18 protein-coding genes are annotated in these 13,543 nt (G+C 42.5%); all 18 read right to left on the bottom strand.

What is annotated here, in order from left to right:
* Nucleotides 1-48: 48 nt before the first annotated feature.
* Entirely contained in the window at nucleotides 49-687 is a 639-nt protein-coding gene (locus O3620_RS04215; protein WP_002919860.1) for a hypothetical protein, read from the bottom strand.
* A 117-nt stretch (nucleotides 688-804) separates the two neighbouring features.
* Nucleotides 805-1,554: a CPBP family intramembrane glutamic endopeptidase gene (locus tag O3620_RS04220; protein ID WP_032913121.1), complete on the bottom strand. Its 750-nt coding sequence runs from the start codon at nucleotides 1,552-1,554 to the stop codon at nucleotides 805-807.
* A gap of 135 nt (nucleotides 1,555-1,689) precedes the next feature.
* Nucleotides 1,690-2,883, bottom strand: a complete 1,194-nt coding sequence (locus O3620_RS04225; protein ID WP_371601458.1) for an acetate kinase — start codon at nucleotides 2,881-2,883, stop codon at nucleotides 1,690-1,692.
* Nucleotides 2,884-2,919: 36 nt separating this feature from the next.
* Complete coding sequence (locus O3620_RS04230) at nucleotides 2,920-3,885, bottom strand: class I SAM-dependent methyltransferase (protein ID WP_125353215.1); 966 nt, start codon at nucleotides 3,883-3,885, stop codon at nucleotides 2,920-2,922.
* A gap of 81 nt (nucleotides 3,886-3,966) precedes the next feature.
* Nucleotides 3,967-4,359 carry a competence type IV pilus minor pilin ComGG gene (gene comGG, locus O3620_RS04235; protein WP_371601459.1) on the bottom strand — a complete coding sequence of 131 codons (393 nt, stop codon included), beginning with the start codon at nucleotides 4,357-4,359 and terminating at the stop codon, nucleotides 3,967-3,969.
* Nucleotides 4,340-4,777 (bottom strand): competence type IV pilus minor pilin ComGF, encoded by a 438-nt coding sequence (comGF, locus tag O3620_RS04240; RefSeq protein WP_371601460.1) that lies wholly within the window; start codon nucleotides 4,775-4,777, stop codon nucleotides 4,340-4,342. Before comGF ends, comGG begins: the two co-directional genes overlap by 20 nt.
* Nucleotides 4,761-5,054 (bottom strand): competence type IV pilus minor pilin ComGE, encoded by a 294-nt coding sequence (gene comGE / locus O3620_RS04245; protein ID WP_002923030.1) that lies wholly within the window; start codon nucleotides 5,052-5,054, stop codon nucleotides 4,761-4,763. The genes comGF and comGE overlap by 17 nt, the downstream gene beginning before the upstream one ends.
* On the bottom strand, nucleotides 5,020-5,454 hold the full coding sequence (comGD, locus tag O3620_RS04250) for a competence type IV pilus minor pilin ComGD (protein WP_371601461.1): 435 nt from the start codon (nucleotides 5,452-5,454) through the stop codon (nucleotides 5,020-5,022). Before comGD ends, comGE begins: the two co-directional genes overlap by 35 nt.
* On the bottom strand, nucleotides 5,414-5,731 hold the full coding sequence (comGC, locus tag O3620_RS04255) for a competence type IV pilus major pilin ComGC (RefSeq protein ID WP_002896769.1): 318 nt from the start codon (nucleotides 5,729-5,731) through the stop codon (nucleotides 5,414-5,416). The genes comGD and comGC overlap by 41 nt, the downstream gene beginning before the upstream one ends.
* On the bottom strand, nucleotides 5,731-6,765 hold the full coding sequence (comGB, locus tag O3620_RS04260) for a competence type IV pilus assembly protein ComGB (RefSeq protein ID WP_371601479.1): 1,035 nt from the start codon (nucleotides 6,763-6,765) through the stop codon (nucleotides 5,731-5,733). The genes comGC and comGB overlap by 1 nt, the downstream gene beginning before the upstream one ends.
* Complete coding sequence (comGA, locus tag O3620_RS04265) at nucleotides 6,695-7,636, bottom strand: competence type IV pilus ATPase ComGA (protein ID WP_371601462.1); 942 nt, start codon at nucleotides 7,634-7,636, stop codon at nucleotides 6,695-6,697. The genes comGB and comGA overlap by 71 nt, the downstream gene beginning before the upstream one ends.
* A 129-nt stretch (nucleotides 7,637-7,765) precedes the next feature.
* Nucleotides 7,766-8,146, bottom strand: a complete 381-nt coding sequence (locus tag O3620_RS04270) for a DUF1033 family protein (RefSeq protein WP_002907451.1) — start codon at nucleotides 8,144-8,146, stop codon at nucleotides 7,766-7,768.
* A 25-nt stretch (nucleotides 8,147-8,171) separates the two neighbouring features.
* Nucleotides 8,172-8,399, bottom strand: a complete 228-nt coding sequence (locus O3620_RS04275) for a hypothetical protein (protein ID WP_002927128.1) — start codon at nucleotides 8,397-8,399, stop codon at nucleotides 8,172-8,174.
* Nucleotides 8,400-8,565: 166 nt separating this feature from the next.
* Nucleotides 8,566-9,672 carry a glycosyl hydrolase family 8 gene (locus tag O3620_RS04280; RefSeq protein WP_371601463.1) on the bottom strand — a complete coding sequence of 369 codons (1,107 nt, stop codon included), beginning with the start codon at nucleotides 9,670-9,672 and terminating at the stop codon, nucleotides 8,566-8,568.
* Nucleotides 9,673-9,680: 8 nt separating this feature from the next.
* The gene (locus tag O3620_RS04285) at nucleotides 9,681-10,991 is read right to left on the bottom strand and encodes a glycosyltransferase (protein ID WP_002896777.1); all 1,311 of its coding nucleotides are present in this window, start codon (nucleotides 10,989-10,991) and stop codon (nucleotides 9,681-9,683) included.
* Nucleotides 10,984-11,127: a hypothetical protein gene (locus O3620_RS04290; RefSeq protein ID WP_002896778.1), complete on the bottom strand. Its 144-nt coding sequence runs from the start codon at nucleotides 11,125-11,127 to the stop codon at nucleotides 10,984-10,986. The genes O3620_RS04285 and O3620_RS04290 overlap by 8 nt, the downstream gene beginning before the upstream one ends.
* 11 nt (nucleotides 11,128-11,138) lie before the next feature.
* A complete protein-coding gene (locus tag O3620_RS04295) occupies nucleotides 11,139-11,927 on the bottom strand; it encodes a hypothetical protein (RefSeq protein ID WP_002898651.1) in 789 nt (262 codons plus the stop codon).
* On the bottom strand, nucleotides 11,920-13,077 hold the full coding sequence (gene wecB, locus O3620_RS04300) for a non-hydrolyzing UDP-N-acetylglucosamine 2-epimerase (protein WP_371601464.1): 1,158 nt from the start codon (nucleotides 13,075-13,077) through the stop codon (nucleotides 11,920-11,922). The genes O3620_RS04295 and wecB overlap by 8 nt, the downstream gene beginning before the upstream one ends.
* Nucleotides 13,078-13,543: the final 466 nt, after the last annotated feature.

Here is a 13,543-nt window from a genome sequence, read left to right on the forward strand (position 1 = left end):
GTTTCATTTACCATTTTACCATAATTCTTCTATTTGACAAAACACTTTCTAAAAGCAAAAGGGTAAAAGACTGAGAATAATCATATTTCGGAGAATATGGGCCAGCATAGACAGCTCCAAACGCTGAAAATAAGGCCTGAGGAGACGGGCAAAGACTAATCCCAAAAGCAGATAGGAAAGAAAACACAGAGTTTCCTGAGGATTTTTCGCAAGGGAAAAGCAGAGAAAACCTAGTGCAATCCCCCAGCTCTTCCGATAACGAAGAGAGACGTCACTGTCAACAAATTTCGGTGCTGCAGGGGATAAAACGGCGATGTCAATCCCCAAAAGCAAAAGAGACGATGACAGAAAACTCTCCGTTAGCATCTGCTCCACCGCCTGAGCTGACTCCACCTCCTTGCCACACAGCAGAAGAACACCTGCAGCATTGACCAAAATCATCAAAAAATACAAGAAAAGCAAGTGTTGATAATTGCTTGACTGACGCAGGGAACCTTTGATTTCCTGCAGTTCTCTGGCAAAATAAAAGGCGCAACAAAAAAGCAATCCCAGTAAGCCCACCATAAAAAGCAGATTAGCCTGACTAAAGACCAAGCGATGAGGCATTGGATGAAGCATGAGCAGCAGTCCCGTCTGAGTCAACATAGCCAGCAGTAACAATTGAATGATTTTCTCTAATTTCAGCATATTCTCTCCATTCTTCTCTTATCATTATAGAAGAAGTAAGAGCAATCTGGGAGAAATCCCCTCAAATGTCCTAATTTGTGCCTCAAATGACAAAAAAAGCAGATATTCTCTGCTTTCCTACTTGTTCACCAAACCTGTCAGTATCATAATGAGTACTGCAACTCCATTTCTCAGCATGTGTGCCAAAATAGACATTTCCAAACACTTAAATATATAAGCAACCGCGGCTAAAACAGCACCCATACCTGCATATGTAACAAAACTGCCGATATTGGTCGGACCATGGAAAAGACCGAAAAGAATGACTCCTACAACCAAGCCCCAAACATAATGCTTGGTAAAAATCTTCTGAGGAATCAATCCGCGAAAAACCACTTCCTCCAAGATAGGAGCCTGAATCACAGCTCCTACCACTAATAAAATCTTGGGTACATGCTGAAATAATGCATTCAAGGCATCCTGATTAGCAGTGGATATGGCCTGACCTTCCAGCAGCATGATAATTGCTCCCAACATGTTGACCCCAATCATGACAACATTAGAAACAGCTAACCAACCAAACGAAGACCATTTGAAGAAGCTAAAGTCTAAACTCAGCAGTTCTTCTTGCTTAGCCATTCTCAGAACAAAAAAGATAATCAAAAGATATACCACCAGCACAAAGATAGTCTGTCCAGCTGAAAAACTCTTCTCAGAAGACGTCATCTGTCGTATAAATATAAATGGTATCTGGCTGAGAAATAAGACAAACAGAGTCAGTAGGATGTACTCTAATTTTTTCAGAATTGCTTTCATATCTTCCTCCTTTTCCTTCCTAGTATAGCTCAATTTTCTCTTTTTGTATAGACAATTCTTAACTGCAAGCATTTTATATATCACGTATTGAGAGCCAATACTGATAGTGACTATGAGATTGAATCGCTCAGTTTGTTCCAAAGCCAAAGACCAAGAAAATCCTTTCTTAAAGCATATAAAAAGCCCAGTCAAACTGAGCTTTTGGATTTATTGATTTTTGAAACGTTCGACATCACGCGCGATGACCAATTCTTCGTCAGTCGGGATAACCAAGACTTTGACCTTGGCATCAGAACTGGAAATCACGCCTTCTGCACCACGCACATTCTTTTCTGGGTCTACGTTACAGCCAAACCAAGAAATACCATTAATAACCAGTTCACGAATGGTCACAGAATTTTCACCAATTCCTGCAGTAAAAATGATAGCATCAGCTCCATTCAAAACAGCAAGATACTGACCAATGTATTTTTGAATCCGGTCTACAAAAATGTCGTTAGCTAATTGAGCCTTGGCATCACCTGCCCGCATCGCCTCATGAATATCGCGCATATCACTAGACTTCTCAGAAACTCCCAGCAAGCCAGATTCACGGTTCAAGACGCGGCTAATATCTTCTGGAGTATTAAAGTCGTCTGTGTATTGCATCAGATAAGGAATGATAGCTGGGTCGATATCCCCTGTACGCGTTCCCATCATGACGCCGCCAAGTGGTGTGAATCCCATAGAGGTATCTACAGAAACGCCCTTGTCAACCGCTGTGATGGAAGCTCCATTACCAATGTGGCAAGTGATAAGCTTAAGTTCTTCAATCGGACGTCCCAAAATTTTAGCAGCTTCCTTGGCTACATACTCATGGCTGGTCCCGTGAGCTCCGTACTTGCGGACCTTGTTTTCAGTGTAATATTTAGTCGGAATCGGATAGCGATAAGCTTTTTCCGGCATAGTTGTATGGAAAGAGGTGTCAAAGACTACCACGCTGGTAATGTCTGGCAGAATTTCTCTAAAAGCACGGATACCTGCAGCGTTGGCTGGATTATGCAATGGAGCCAGAAGAGACAGCTCTTCTACCTTTTGAATCACTTCTTCATCAACGAGGGCTGAATCCTTAAAGTATTCACCGCCAGCCACAACACGGTGGCCCACACCGGTAATCTCATCATAAGATTCAATGATATTGAAACGTTTCAAATCGTCCAGCAAAATTTTTACGGCCTGCGTATGATCTGCAATATCAAGAACCTGCTTTTCTGAACGACCATCAAATTTCACTGTTGAAATAGAATCCTTGAGACCAATCCGTTCCAGCAAGCCCTTAGCCAAGACCTTTTCTTCCGGCATCAAGTAGAGTTGCCATTTTAAGCTTGAGCTCCCTGCATTAATAGAAATTGTTTTCGACATTTCTTCACCTCTTTAAGCGTTTTCAAAATCATTATATCAAAATTTTGTTTGAATTTCACTATCTTTGTACCAGTTTTGAAAACTTTGACGGAATTTAAACATTTCATCATGATCCTGCAAATCCCGCAGAGGATAGATAAAAGGCTGAATGTTATTCGCTTCTTGCTTCCTCAAGACAAAAAGGGTTTTGGCATGCTTGCTGCTTGAGAAAATAGACTCTGGCAAGGTTATCATCGCGATAAACTGAGCCTTGGCGAGGAGCCATTTTTTCAGCAACGGTGCTTGAGCGCTGGTCAAGAGGTCATTCGGCGCCAGAAATATAGCATAACCACCTGGCTTTAGATATTTGAGCGACTGCTCCATTAGAAGATGATGGGCATAAGTGTGCTCATCCAAACTAGCCACTTCATAGCGAGAGGCGATACTGTCGTCCGGATAATAACCGACCGGTAAATCACTGATAATGATATCACTCTCTTTCAGAACCTGAGGCCGAACTGCATCCCCCTGAGCAAAGTGAGCCTTGGAGTTCATAACCTCTGCAATACTGGCAGAAAGGTCGATTAATAAATCATCTAGTTCCAGACCTAGGTAGTCAATCTTCCTTTGGGTATGATTGAGAATAGTTTCAGCTAAATTTCCGGTTCCGCTGCCGATTTCTAATACATCAGCTTCCTCTCCGTGAGCTAGCTGGTCCAATAAGAAAGTAATCAGAAAACCAATTGTGTCAGGTGTGAATTGATGATTGACCTGCATGGGTTCCGTCTGGGCAGCCTTCATCAGGATAAACTGATAGACTCTCCGCCACTCTTCCTTGGTCAAATGCAGAGCGCGGATTTTTTCATCATTGGTCAGAACCTCTTGTAAGTCTGTATCTCCATCTAGGTAAATGCCGTTCTGCTCAATCAGAGCATCGTAAAAATTGGTCGCCAGAGCGTTTTGGATATTCTGGACGTTTTCGAGAATCAGAGTATAAGCTTGTTCTATCTTTTCAAAATTCATGGAATCCTCCGTTCATCCTATCATACCAAAAATAAGGCCCCTTTCCAAGATATATAAAATTACAAAGATTTTACAGTTATATTAGTCCGACTTACCAGCTTCGTCCGAAACCGCTTTCTCCTTTTTCTCAGTTGGTTTCTTGTCTTCCTTAGCTTTCTCTTCCTCCTTCTTAGAAATGGTAAAAGTAAAGGAATAGGAATGCCCGCTGCTGAGCTGACTGCTGATTTCCAGTTCCTTCCCTTTCTTACGGTAGACCGCCTTGCCCTGCTCAAACTCCATCTCACCGCTATCATCCTTGGCTGTAGCTTTTGTCAGAACTGCCATTGCATAGGCTTCCGTCCTTTCCCTGTTGAAAAGCTGCAAACGCTGACTGCTGACTTGACGGTTGAGATAAAACTGCAGGAGCAGGCTAAAGACAGCGGCCATCAATAGCGCATACAGTAAAATCCCAGCCTCAACTTTCTTCTTCCACACGATAGACGAACTCCCTCTCTAAGCCTTTTTCAAAGCGAAAATGAAGATGGACAAGCTTACCGTCCTGACGGACGTCAGCTGCTTCTAAACCATAAATCATCGGTTGGTAGCCGCGACCACTCTTATCTGTTTTACGGAAATCATCGCCCTTGGATTTACCCAAGGCCAAGTCCCTGCCATCTTGTCTGATGTAGATTTTATTGTCTTCAACCTTGTCAAATTGACTTCGCGAAAGCTCCGTCTCCAGTTGGTCGACAAACAAAAGCCACTCTTGCTGCTGATTATTCTCCTGCTGATGCAGTTCTGAAGATAAGAGCTGAGTCATAGCCTGAAAGACTAACACCCCGCCACTGAGAACCAGCAAGGCTACCAAGGCCTCCAAGAGAGTAAAGGCCTTGACTTTAAGGTTTTTGGACACGGATAACCACCTCCCCTTCGTGATAGACCAGCAGCTGCTTATCTGTCTTAAGCTGACGCACTGCAATTCCATTGATATGAAGCTCTTCTTGTCCTGTTTGCAGGGCCATACGAGCTACCCGAAGCACCTCTTCCTGCTGCAGAAGGGCCTGCTGATCCTTACGAGACCGACTAATCTGTCCCAAAAGCAAACTGGCAATAGCCGCAAAAACTGCCATGGCCACCAGAGCTTCCAGCAGAATGCTAGCTTGAAGCTGTCGCCTTTTTAAACTTGCCATTACCCATATAAAGCTGGTAAACAACTGTCCTGTCCTCCGTCTTAAAAGTAATCTTGCTGAGTGATGAGTTCCCACCGGCCCGGTCAAACTGAACGACCTGCTGCTCATGTTCCTGCAAAGTTTGTGGAAAGTCCAACTCTTGATAGCCATTGGAAATCTGGCGCCCTGAAATCTCCAGAGAAAGCTTCTCATGACCGGCTAAGCTCAGCCTCTGAGTCTCCTGATAGAGCCTCTCAAACTCTAAAAAGAAGAGTTGCTCTTGAACCTGAGTGAAGCCAGCCCTAACCGAGCCAGATAATCCTAGTAGTAGAAAACTAACAGCAAAAAGAACGAGGAGACTTTCCAGCAGTGTAAAAGCCTTAATTGGCAACCGCTTGAGTTTCGCCACTGTGTTTTCCATAGTAAGCCTTATAAGAATCTGCCTGTTTCTGGCTGATATTTCCTGCGCTGACCAGCTTGCTAAGGCTAGCCTTTTCATTGGTATTCTTCAGTTCATACAGCTCTGCCTGACTTTCTACTACCTTGACCACCGCTGCAGTTCCTGTATCTGAAACAGCATCTTTTTGCTTGGTCAGATTAGGCACAAAGAGTAGCAAGAGAACGCTGATAACCAACAAGACAATTAGCATTTCCACGAGGGTGAATGCTTGAACCTTCAATGTATTAAGTTTTTTCATTACAAATGAACCTCCATATTCTGATAAATGGGCAAGAGCATTGCCGCATAAAGTAAAACAATCACTAAGGCAACAAAAATAAATACTAGGGGCTGAATGAAATTCATGGCTCGGTTGATACGTAGGAAAAATTCCTCCCAAGTCTTTTCAGCATAGACTTCCAGTTCACTCCCCAACTTGGACTTTACCTCACCATACTCGATCATCAAGGACAATTCTTTCTTAAAGAAAGGATAGCTTGCCACCTTGTCCGCATAGCCTTGACCGCCTTGCAAAGCAGCAGCCATATCTTCTCCTATTTCCTGAAAGAGCTGGGAAGGCTGCTCCTGCATAATCGCAAAAATCTGACTCAGTTCCAAGCCCTGGCCAATCATATTTCCCCATTCACGAGCATAATAAGCGGTCAAGTAAGCCTGTACCAAATGTCCAAAAAAGGGCAGAGCTGCTAGTTTGCTGAAAAAACGAATCTTGGATGACTTTCGATAATAAAAGAGAGCCACTGAAACCAAGGCGGCCCAAGCAAGGCTGCTCCACAAAAAAATCTGAGGCAGGTGATTAATCAGCTGAGTAGCTAGATTCTGGCTGTCTAATTGAGGCAGAAGATAGTTGCGCAATCCCAGCATGATAAGGACCAAAAAGCCCAGCAGCATGAGAGGATAGGTCCCTACCTCTATCAATTTTTTCTTAACCTTGGACAGATTTTCCAGATAGGCCTCAATTTTGCCCAGACTAAGTGTCAGATTGCCATGCAGCTCAGATAAGGAAAGCTGGGTTACAACGCTGTCGGAAAATCCCAGTCGACTGACAATCTCTGAAAAGGACTGACCAGCTGACAAGCCTGCCCGCATTTCTGCGACATACACTTCCTCCAGCAAGGCACTTCGTCTCAGAAAGTCTACAATCTCTGCTAAGTGAAAACCGCTGCTAAAGAGATTATGAAAGAGCTCAATAATCTTTTTCTGCTTAGGCGTAGACAATTTTTTCTGTCTGCCTTTGCTCAACACTGATATGTCCTTCTGCAAAAAGCTGATCAATCTGCTGATTCCAGACTGCGGCTTCGTGCTCTTGATAGTTTTGACTGACAAAATCAACGACACCTCCTCCCCCAATTAAACGCTGGTAACAAACACCTTGCAGCACCATTCTTAGCTCGTCCTCACTAACGCCCAATTCCAAAAGCCGCTCATAGACACCGCGAACACTCTTGGCATGAATCGTTGAAAAGACCGTAGCTCCGGTCAAACTTGCCCGAACCACTGCCCTAGCTGTCTCTTGATCACGAATTTCCCCGATAATCAAGAGATCCGGCCGATGTCGCAGAGACAGCTTAATCAGACTGTCATAAGTCATGCCGATGGTTTCGTTCAGCTGCAGCTGCAGCATAGCCTCTTGCTTAATCTCAACCGGATCTTCAATCGACATAACCTGCTGACCAGAAAATTTGAGCTGAGCCAAATGGTACATCAAGGTCGTCTTGCCGCTGCCGACTGGTCCTGAGAAAAGATAGAGGCCGCGAGCCTGAATTTTCTTGCGCAGCTCCGGCAATTGCTCAAACCAAAAGCGCAGCTCCCTGTCTTCATCATGCAGGAGTCGGATAACCAGACTTTCAAAACCACGGTAATCACCAACTGTTGACAGCCGGATTGAAACCTTGGCTTCCTCACAGTCATAATCGCAAGACCCCAGCTGACTGCGGCGCTTCTCTCCAACATTCATACCTGCGACAAACTTAAAGTGGCTAATAACAGCAGACAGAAGCTCAAAATCATAAGTTTTTATAAAGCGACGTTCATCACCGATTCTCATATAAAGCTCATAGCAAGTACTTTTAGGAATAAGGTAAATATCTTGCGCCCCTTCTTGCCGAGCCTGCCTGATCATTTCTTTTGCAATTTCTTGAACCATACATCCTCCTCACCTTACTATTCGCAAAAAATCCAGAAAAAGAAAAAACAGCGGAAGAAACTTAACTTCTAACAAGTTAGGTCTCTTCTGCTGCTCTATTATCAGATTTGCAAAATATATTCTATCGATTTAAAGAGGCTTAGCGGATTTTAGTTTGACTGAGCAAGCTCGGTGCTTTTCAAGGCCGTTCTGCTTAGTATAGCCTGGCCGATACTTGCTCTTAGGAATCTTGCATTCATTCTCCAGCAAAAACAGCGAGTGATACTGCTGAACATTCTCATCGCACTCCTCGCACCAGCGCTGATCCTCCGGATCCCAAAAAATTGTCATTAAATCACTGCGGCTCTTATACAAAGGTGACTGGTCTGCCATTTGCAGCCAGCGGTTTTTATAATACTTAAGGGCTTCATAATAATCATCGAACTGCTTTTTTGCAACGATATCCTCTTCCCAGCCATCCAGGAACCACCACGGTTCATAGTCCCCGTACATCTCAATTACACAATACATACTCGTCCTCTCTTTGTACCGTATATTATATATGAATTCTTTGACGAACAAAACTATTTTGCTCAAAATCAGAAAACAAGAACTTTATTGGAACGGAGACAAGCACATTACTCTTCATAATATGAAGATTAACATCACGGATAGTATTCTTAACCATGCGAACAAATAGTGTCGGTCCATTTGCACATACGACAGGTTTCTCAACATCTAGAAACTGGGTAAGTCCTGATTTAGCATAAGTATAGGCTTTCATAGGATATATTCCCCATTGTTGCGTTCTTATAAATTCTTTCTATTTTAACGGTCTGCGAAATAAATCTCAAGCTTTTTATTCAAAAAAGGATGAGACAAACATTATTTTGTCCCACCCTATTGTCTGAATGATTCTAAACAAAATTTTCATCTTGCTTGTTTCTGCATTATAAAGTTTCTAAAGCAATCATCGTTGTCACAGCTGCGTCATAGTAATTATCTGACGGCAAACCTTGCATGAAGAGATATTTATTCTGCTGCACCAATTTGCGGAATTCCATATTGTTATTAGCCGCATAGAATACTGGAGCAGTAAAGCTGCCAGCCTGATTACTATTGAGAGCCTTCCCTTTCAGAGTGTAGCCCGCATAGATCTTTTCTTGACTGAGGAAGAAGTTTAACATCTTCTTCAGCATTTTTTGACTTTTTTCATCCTTGCTTTGAGCCAGGTTGTAAGGAAGTCGGCAGGCATTATAAGAATAATAGCCATCATTTGCAGACTCAACTGTATCAGCATCAGCTTCCCGAACTTTGTCACCGTCAACCCAGATAAAGTCTGGTATCAAACCAGTCTTATTATCAGCGCTAATTGCTTCAAGTTTGCTGAGCATGTTATCCCGGATTGTCAGCCACTGCTTATCCTTTGTCAACTCATAGAAAGCTTGGAACTGCTGCGGTAATGTATCAGAAGTCCGCATGAGATTATAAAATCTCGATTCTGCATTTGCCCAGTTCCCAACCGTCAAAACGCCGTTGCTTTCATTATAGTTATATGCCAAGACATCTTTCAGAATAGCCTGAGCCTGATTTTGGTATTCTTTCGCCTTGTCCGGCCACTGCTTAGCAGCCTGAATCAAAGCATAAGCAATGTAGAGATCGCCGTCTGTAGCATTGTTTTCGTCTTCATGATTGCTCTTTCCGTCCTTAATCGTCTGTTTCCAAGACATGAGCTGGGTATCTTTCAGACGATGAGCTAGATAATATTGGTAGAGCTTTTCAAAATCAGCCGAACTGGCATCGCCTTGCTTAGCTGCATCCACAGCAATCACCATGCCATAACCCTGTGCCTCAGACAGCACAACATCTTCAGTCTTACTGTTTGTCGTCCTGATATAAGACAATTTGTCCTTGGTTACGACATATTCTTTAGACCATTGGCTGTATATCTTCTTTTTGATATTAGGAGTACTGCCCATGCGGGTGTACAACAGGATAGCAGCCAAAACAGCCAGAATTGTCACAAACCAAATAAATCTTAATCTTGTTCTTTTCACACTTTCTCCTAACCTGCAAATCGTTTTGTTTTAACCCACTTGGTTTCTTTCCGCTTCAAAATCTTGTCCAAGATAACAGATCCTACTGCATCTAAAGAGACAACGATAAAGAGCTGAGAGTAAGTCAAATAGGACACAAGGGCCAGCCAAATCTGTTTGGTGGTCGCCTGTCCAAACTGAGAAGCCAGGGCGATATTGATCTGCAAAAGATAAAGCAAAATCATCAGAAGCCAGTTAAAGAGCATCAGCTGGACGATATAGATATTCTGAGCATCAAAAGCGAAAGGAATCCGCACATCCGGTACAAAGAGCTGGGTAATCATCGCCGCTACATTGGCAAAGAAAACCAAGTCAGATAAGACAATCGCCAAATTAAACCAGAAGAAGATACAAGAATAATTGAACACTTCCAGTTTCACGCGCCAGTTACCACCACTAAAAAGATGCTTGAAGTTGGCAAGAACTACCTCGTAATTCCCCTTAGCCCAGCGCTTACGCTGCATGTAGTAGGACTTGAGGGTTTCTGGCTCTTGTTGGAAGGCCTCTGAGTTATAAGCCAAAGCAATCAGCTTGCCACTCTGCATAATCTTAAAGGAAATTTCCGTATCCTCTGTCAAGGCACCATTTTTCCAACCACCAATACTCTTAACAAACTCAGTGTTAATCAAGAAGTTTGTACCTGGAATCCGTCCAATCTTGAAGAGATGCCACATACCTACGTGGTAAACACGCTGAGTTACAACGATTTCTTGGTTGATACAACGTGTCAGGAAGTTCTGGTTGGCATTCCGGGTCTTGTTGCGTCCGAAAGAAGCAACGTGGCGTTCTGGATCTTCCAAAACTTTCTTGACTAGGAAGTAAAGAGCATTCTTTTCTGGCATGGCATCCGCATCATAGACACAGATATATTCACCCTTGGCCATCTTCAGGGCGTCATTCAGCACCCCTGCCTTACCTCCCGTACCAGTACGGTCTGTAATTGTAATATTGCGTCCAGCATACTCAGGCATAGCCTGTACTTTCAGCATTTCCTGATAAGTATCGTCCGAGCAATTGTCCGCAAAGAGCAGAACTTCCACTCGGTCATGAGGATAGTCCAAGTCCAGAATGGCCTTAGTTGTCTGAGCGATAACCACATCTTCATTGTGGGCTGGGACAACGACTGTAACCATAGGATAATGTTCCAATGGGCTGGTATCCACGTTGAAGTCACTGCGTTTCATCCAGAAATGCACGGAAGAGCATAGAATAACCAAAGCCCAAGCCAGAGACATCCAGATGGAGAACAGAGTGACAATCATAATAAGTTGACTAATCATGACGAGTCACCGCCCTAAAATTTTTATTGACCCGATTGTAAATAACCAGATAATAAATGAAGAGGACCAAAAAGCTAATAGCAAAAAAGATACTTAGCACCATAGAGATGATAAAAAATACTTCTGTTAAAGACATGTGTTTACCTCCTAGTATTCTACGATAATGTCGGTTTCAAGCTGACGCTCCAGATTGCTCAAAGCGTCATCGAAATTATGGAATTTGTCAATATTTTGAGCGTTCAGTTTTAAACTGCCGGACTGAAACTGAATTTTTTGGTCAGTTTTCTTATTCTCAAAGTGCATCATCGTTAAATCTTCACGCACTTTCTCTTGGAAATATTCCTTGACTTCCTGATCCAGATCTTCTACCAGAACGAGAAAGTTACCATTGGATACATAGTAAACTGTTTCTACATTCTGGAAGTCCCAGTTAAGCAGTCGTAAAATTCTCTTGAGCATCCGCTTGTACTCCCGAGAGTGAATTTGATAAAAATGATGATTGTGCGCCCAATGGACCAACAAGGCCTGAAAGGCTGGAGCTTGTTTCTGATTTACTTTCTGAACCATTTCTTCATAGGCCTCAGCAGCATCTTCACTGTCATCCTGCACTAATCCCAAGCGCTGATGAAGATAGAAATTCACTCGGCTGGTCAGCCAAGCACTGACAGGGAAGACATAAAGCAAGAAGAGAACCTGATTGTCCGGTAGGTAGGTTACATCAAAGAGCAAGATCAGAGTTGCGATAACCACACCCAGAATCATAGCCCATGTCACCAAGAGATCAGATAGGACAAAAACACTAAAAATACCTAATAAAATCAGCGCGATTCCGATATAAAATATGTTAGCTGCAAAATTCCAACTGTAGAAAAGAATTAGTCCAATTGCCAGTACAAAGACTGCTAATGATTTTTCTAGTCCTTTTTTCCTAAACATTTTTTACTCCTGTCTTAAATTCTTCTGGTTTAGCCGTTTGCTTAAAATAGTGGGCAATAGCTTGAGCAATCCGCTCAGAAGCCTTACCGTCACCATACGGATTGCTGGCTTGGGCCATTTCCTGATAGAGTGACTCATCTGTCAGCAGGGCTTCCATTGCCTCTGCTACTGCTTGAGTTTCTGTACCGACCAGCTTCAAGGTGCCGGCTTCAACTCCTTCTGGTCTCTCTGTTGTATCACGAAGTACCAGTACAGGCTTACCTAAGGAAGGCGCTTCCTCTTGTACTCCGCCTGAGTCTGACATGATGAAGTAGCTTTTAGCTGCGATATTATGGAAATCCAACACGTCTAAAGGCTCAATCAGATGAATTTTCTCATTGTCACTCAGAATTTCTCTAGCCGCTTCCTGAACCGCTGGACTCAGGTGAACGGGATAGACAATTTCCACATCATCATGGGCATCTACAATCTGTCGTAGAGTTCGAAAGACCCTTCTCATCGGCTCACCTTGATTTTCCCGGCGATGCATGGTCACTAAAATCATCTTGCGAGCTGGATTAATACGGTCAAGAACCTCGTGCTGATAATCAGCCTGGACGGTCAGCTTGAGAGCGTCGATAGCTGTATTCCCTGTCACAAAAACTGTTTCTGCTGGATGGTTTTCCTTGAGCAAGTTAGCCTTACTCTGATCCGTTGGGGCAAAATACAAGTCTGTCAAAGAGTCGGTCATCTGACGATTCATCTCTTCTGGGAATGGAGAGTATTTATTCCAAGTCCGCAAACCAGCTTCCACGTGGCCGATACGAACTTGATTATAAAACGCTGCAAGACTAGCTGCAAAGGTCGTTGTCGTATCACCGTGCACCAGCATAATATCTGGCTTGTTTTCCTTTAAGATATCATCTAGCTTATGCAGGATCTTGACAGTAATATCTGTCAGGGTTTGATTCTTCCCCATAATATCCAAATCATAATCAGGCTTAATCTTAAAAGTTTCAAGTACCTGATCCAGCATCTGACGATGCTGAGCAGTCACAACTGTTGTTGTCTCAAACAAGTCTGCCTGCTTCTTCAGTTCAATAACCAGTGGAGCCATCTTAATTGCTTCTGGACGAGTTCCAAAAACAACCATTACCTTAATTTTCTTCATTTTTCCTCACCAAAAATCAACATTGTTATATTAACTTTTTACTAAAAAATGTTTGTTTTAAGTAACCTTAGTTATTTTACCATCAAGCGTTTCAATAATCAAAGCATGAACTATTATTTTATACTTTCTTAATAGTAATTTACATGTTGGTAACTTATTTAAGATTATTTTAATTTTCTTAACTTAACTGTAACTTAAAATTGCTGAAATTTTTCGGTTTTCTCAAAAAAATAAATAAAAAGGAAAGAACTTATAGGCTTAAAGTCCTATTTTATGCAGAATTTTGTGCTTTTTACCTATATTTTTTAATCTTTATTCATTGTAATAAAATATTATTCTATTTGTAATCTAATTGTTTTCTATTCTTTATATTTCAAAATCCTCCCTTCATGAATGAGCTAGCTGGATAAATGCCAGCTATCGTTCTCTATAACCTCCGACCACTACCATTAAAACCAATCTCCTC

Origin of the sequence: Streptococcus sp. 27098_8_134, assembly GCF_041431675.1 — a bacterium.
Lineage (GTDB): Bacteria > Bacillota > Bacilli > Lactobacillales > Streptococcaceae > Streptococcus > Streptococcus sanguinis_R.

Coding starts and splice junctions, on each gene's coding strand:
- O3620_RS04215 (WP_002919860.1), bottom strand. CDS start 687: ATGCTGAAATTAGAGAAAATCATTCAATTGTTACTGCTGGCTATGTTG.
- O3620_RS04220 (WP_032913121.1), bottom strand. CDS start 1,554: ATGCTTGCAGTTAAGAATTGTCTATACAAAAAGAGAAAATTGAGCTAT.
- O3620_RS04225 (WP_371601458.1), bottom strand. CDS start 2,883: ATGTCGAAAACAATTTCTATTAATGCAGGGAGCTCAAGCTTAAAATGG.
- O3620_RS04230 (WP_125353215.1), bottom strand. CDS start 3,885: ATGAATTTTGAAAAGATAGAACAAGCTTATACTCTGATTCTCGAAAAC.
- comGE (WP_002923030.1), bottom strand. CDS start 5,054: ATGGCAAGTTTAAAAAGGCGACAGCTTCAAGCTAGCATTCTGCTGGAA.
- comGD (WP_371601461.1), bottom strand. CDS start 5,454: ATGGAAAACACAGTGGCGAAACTCAAGCGGTTGCCAATTAAGGCTTTT.
- comGC (WP_002896769.1), bottom strand. CDS start 5,731: ATGAAAAAACTTAATACATTGAAGGTTCAAGCATTCACCCTCGTGGAA.
- comGA (WP_371601462.1), bottom strand. CDS start 7,636: ATGGTTCAAGAAATTGCAAAAGAAATGATCAGGCAGGCTCGGCAAGAA.
- O3620_RS04270 (WP_002907451.1), bottom strand. CDS start 8,146: ATGTATTGTGTAATTGAGATGTACGGGGACTATGAACCGTGGTGGTTC.
- O3620_RS04275 (WP_002927128.1), bottom strand. CDS start 8,399: ATGAAAGCCTATACTTATGCTAAATCAGGACTTACCCAGTTTCTAGAT.
- O3620_RS04285 (WP_002896777.1), bottom strand. CDS start 10,991: ATGATTAGTCAACTTATTATGATTGTCACTCTGTTCTCCATCTGGATG.
- O3620_RS04290 (WP_002896778.1), bottom strand. CDS start 11,127: ATGTCTTTAACAGAAGTATTTTTTATCATCTCTATGGTGCTAAGTATC.
- O3620_RS04295 (WP_002898651.1), bottom strand. CDS start 11,927: ATGTTTAGGAAAAAAGGACTAGAAAAATCATTAGCAGTCTTTGTACTG.
- wecB (WP_371601464.1), bottom strand. CDS start 13,077: ATGAAGAAAATTAAGGTAATGGTTGTTTTTGGAACTCGTCCAGAAGCA.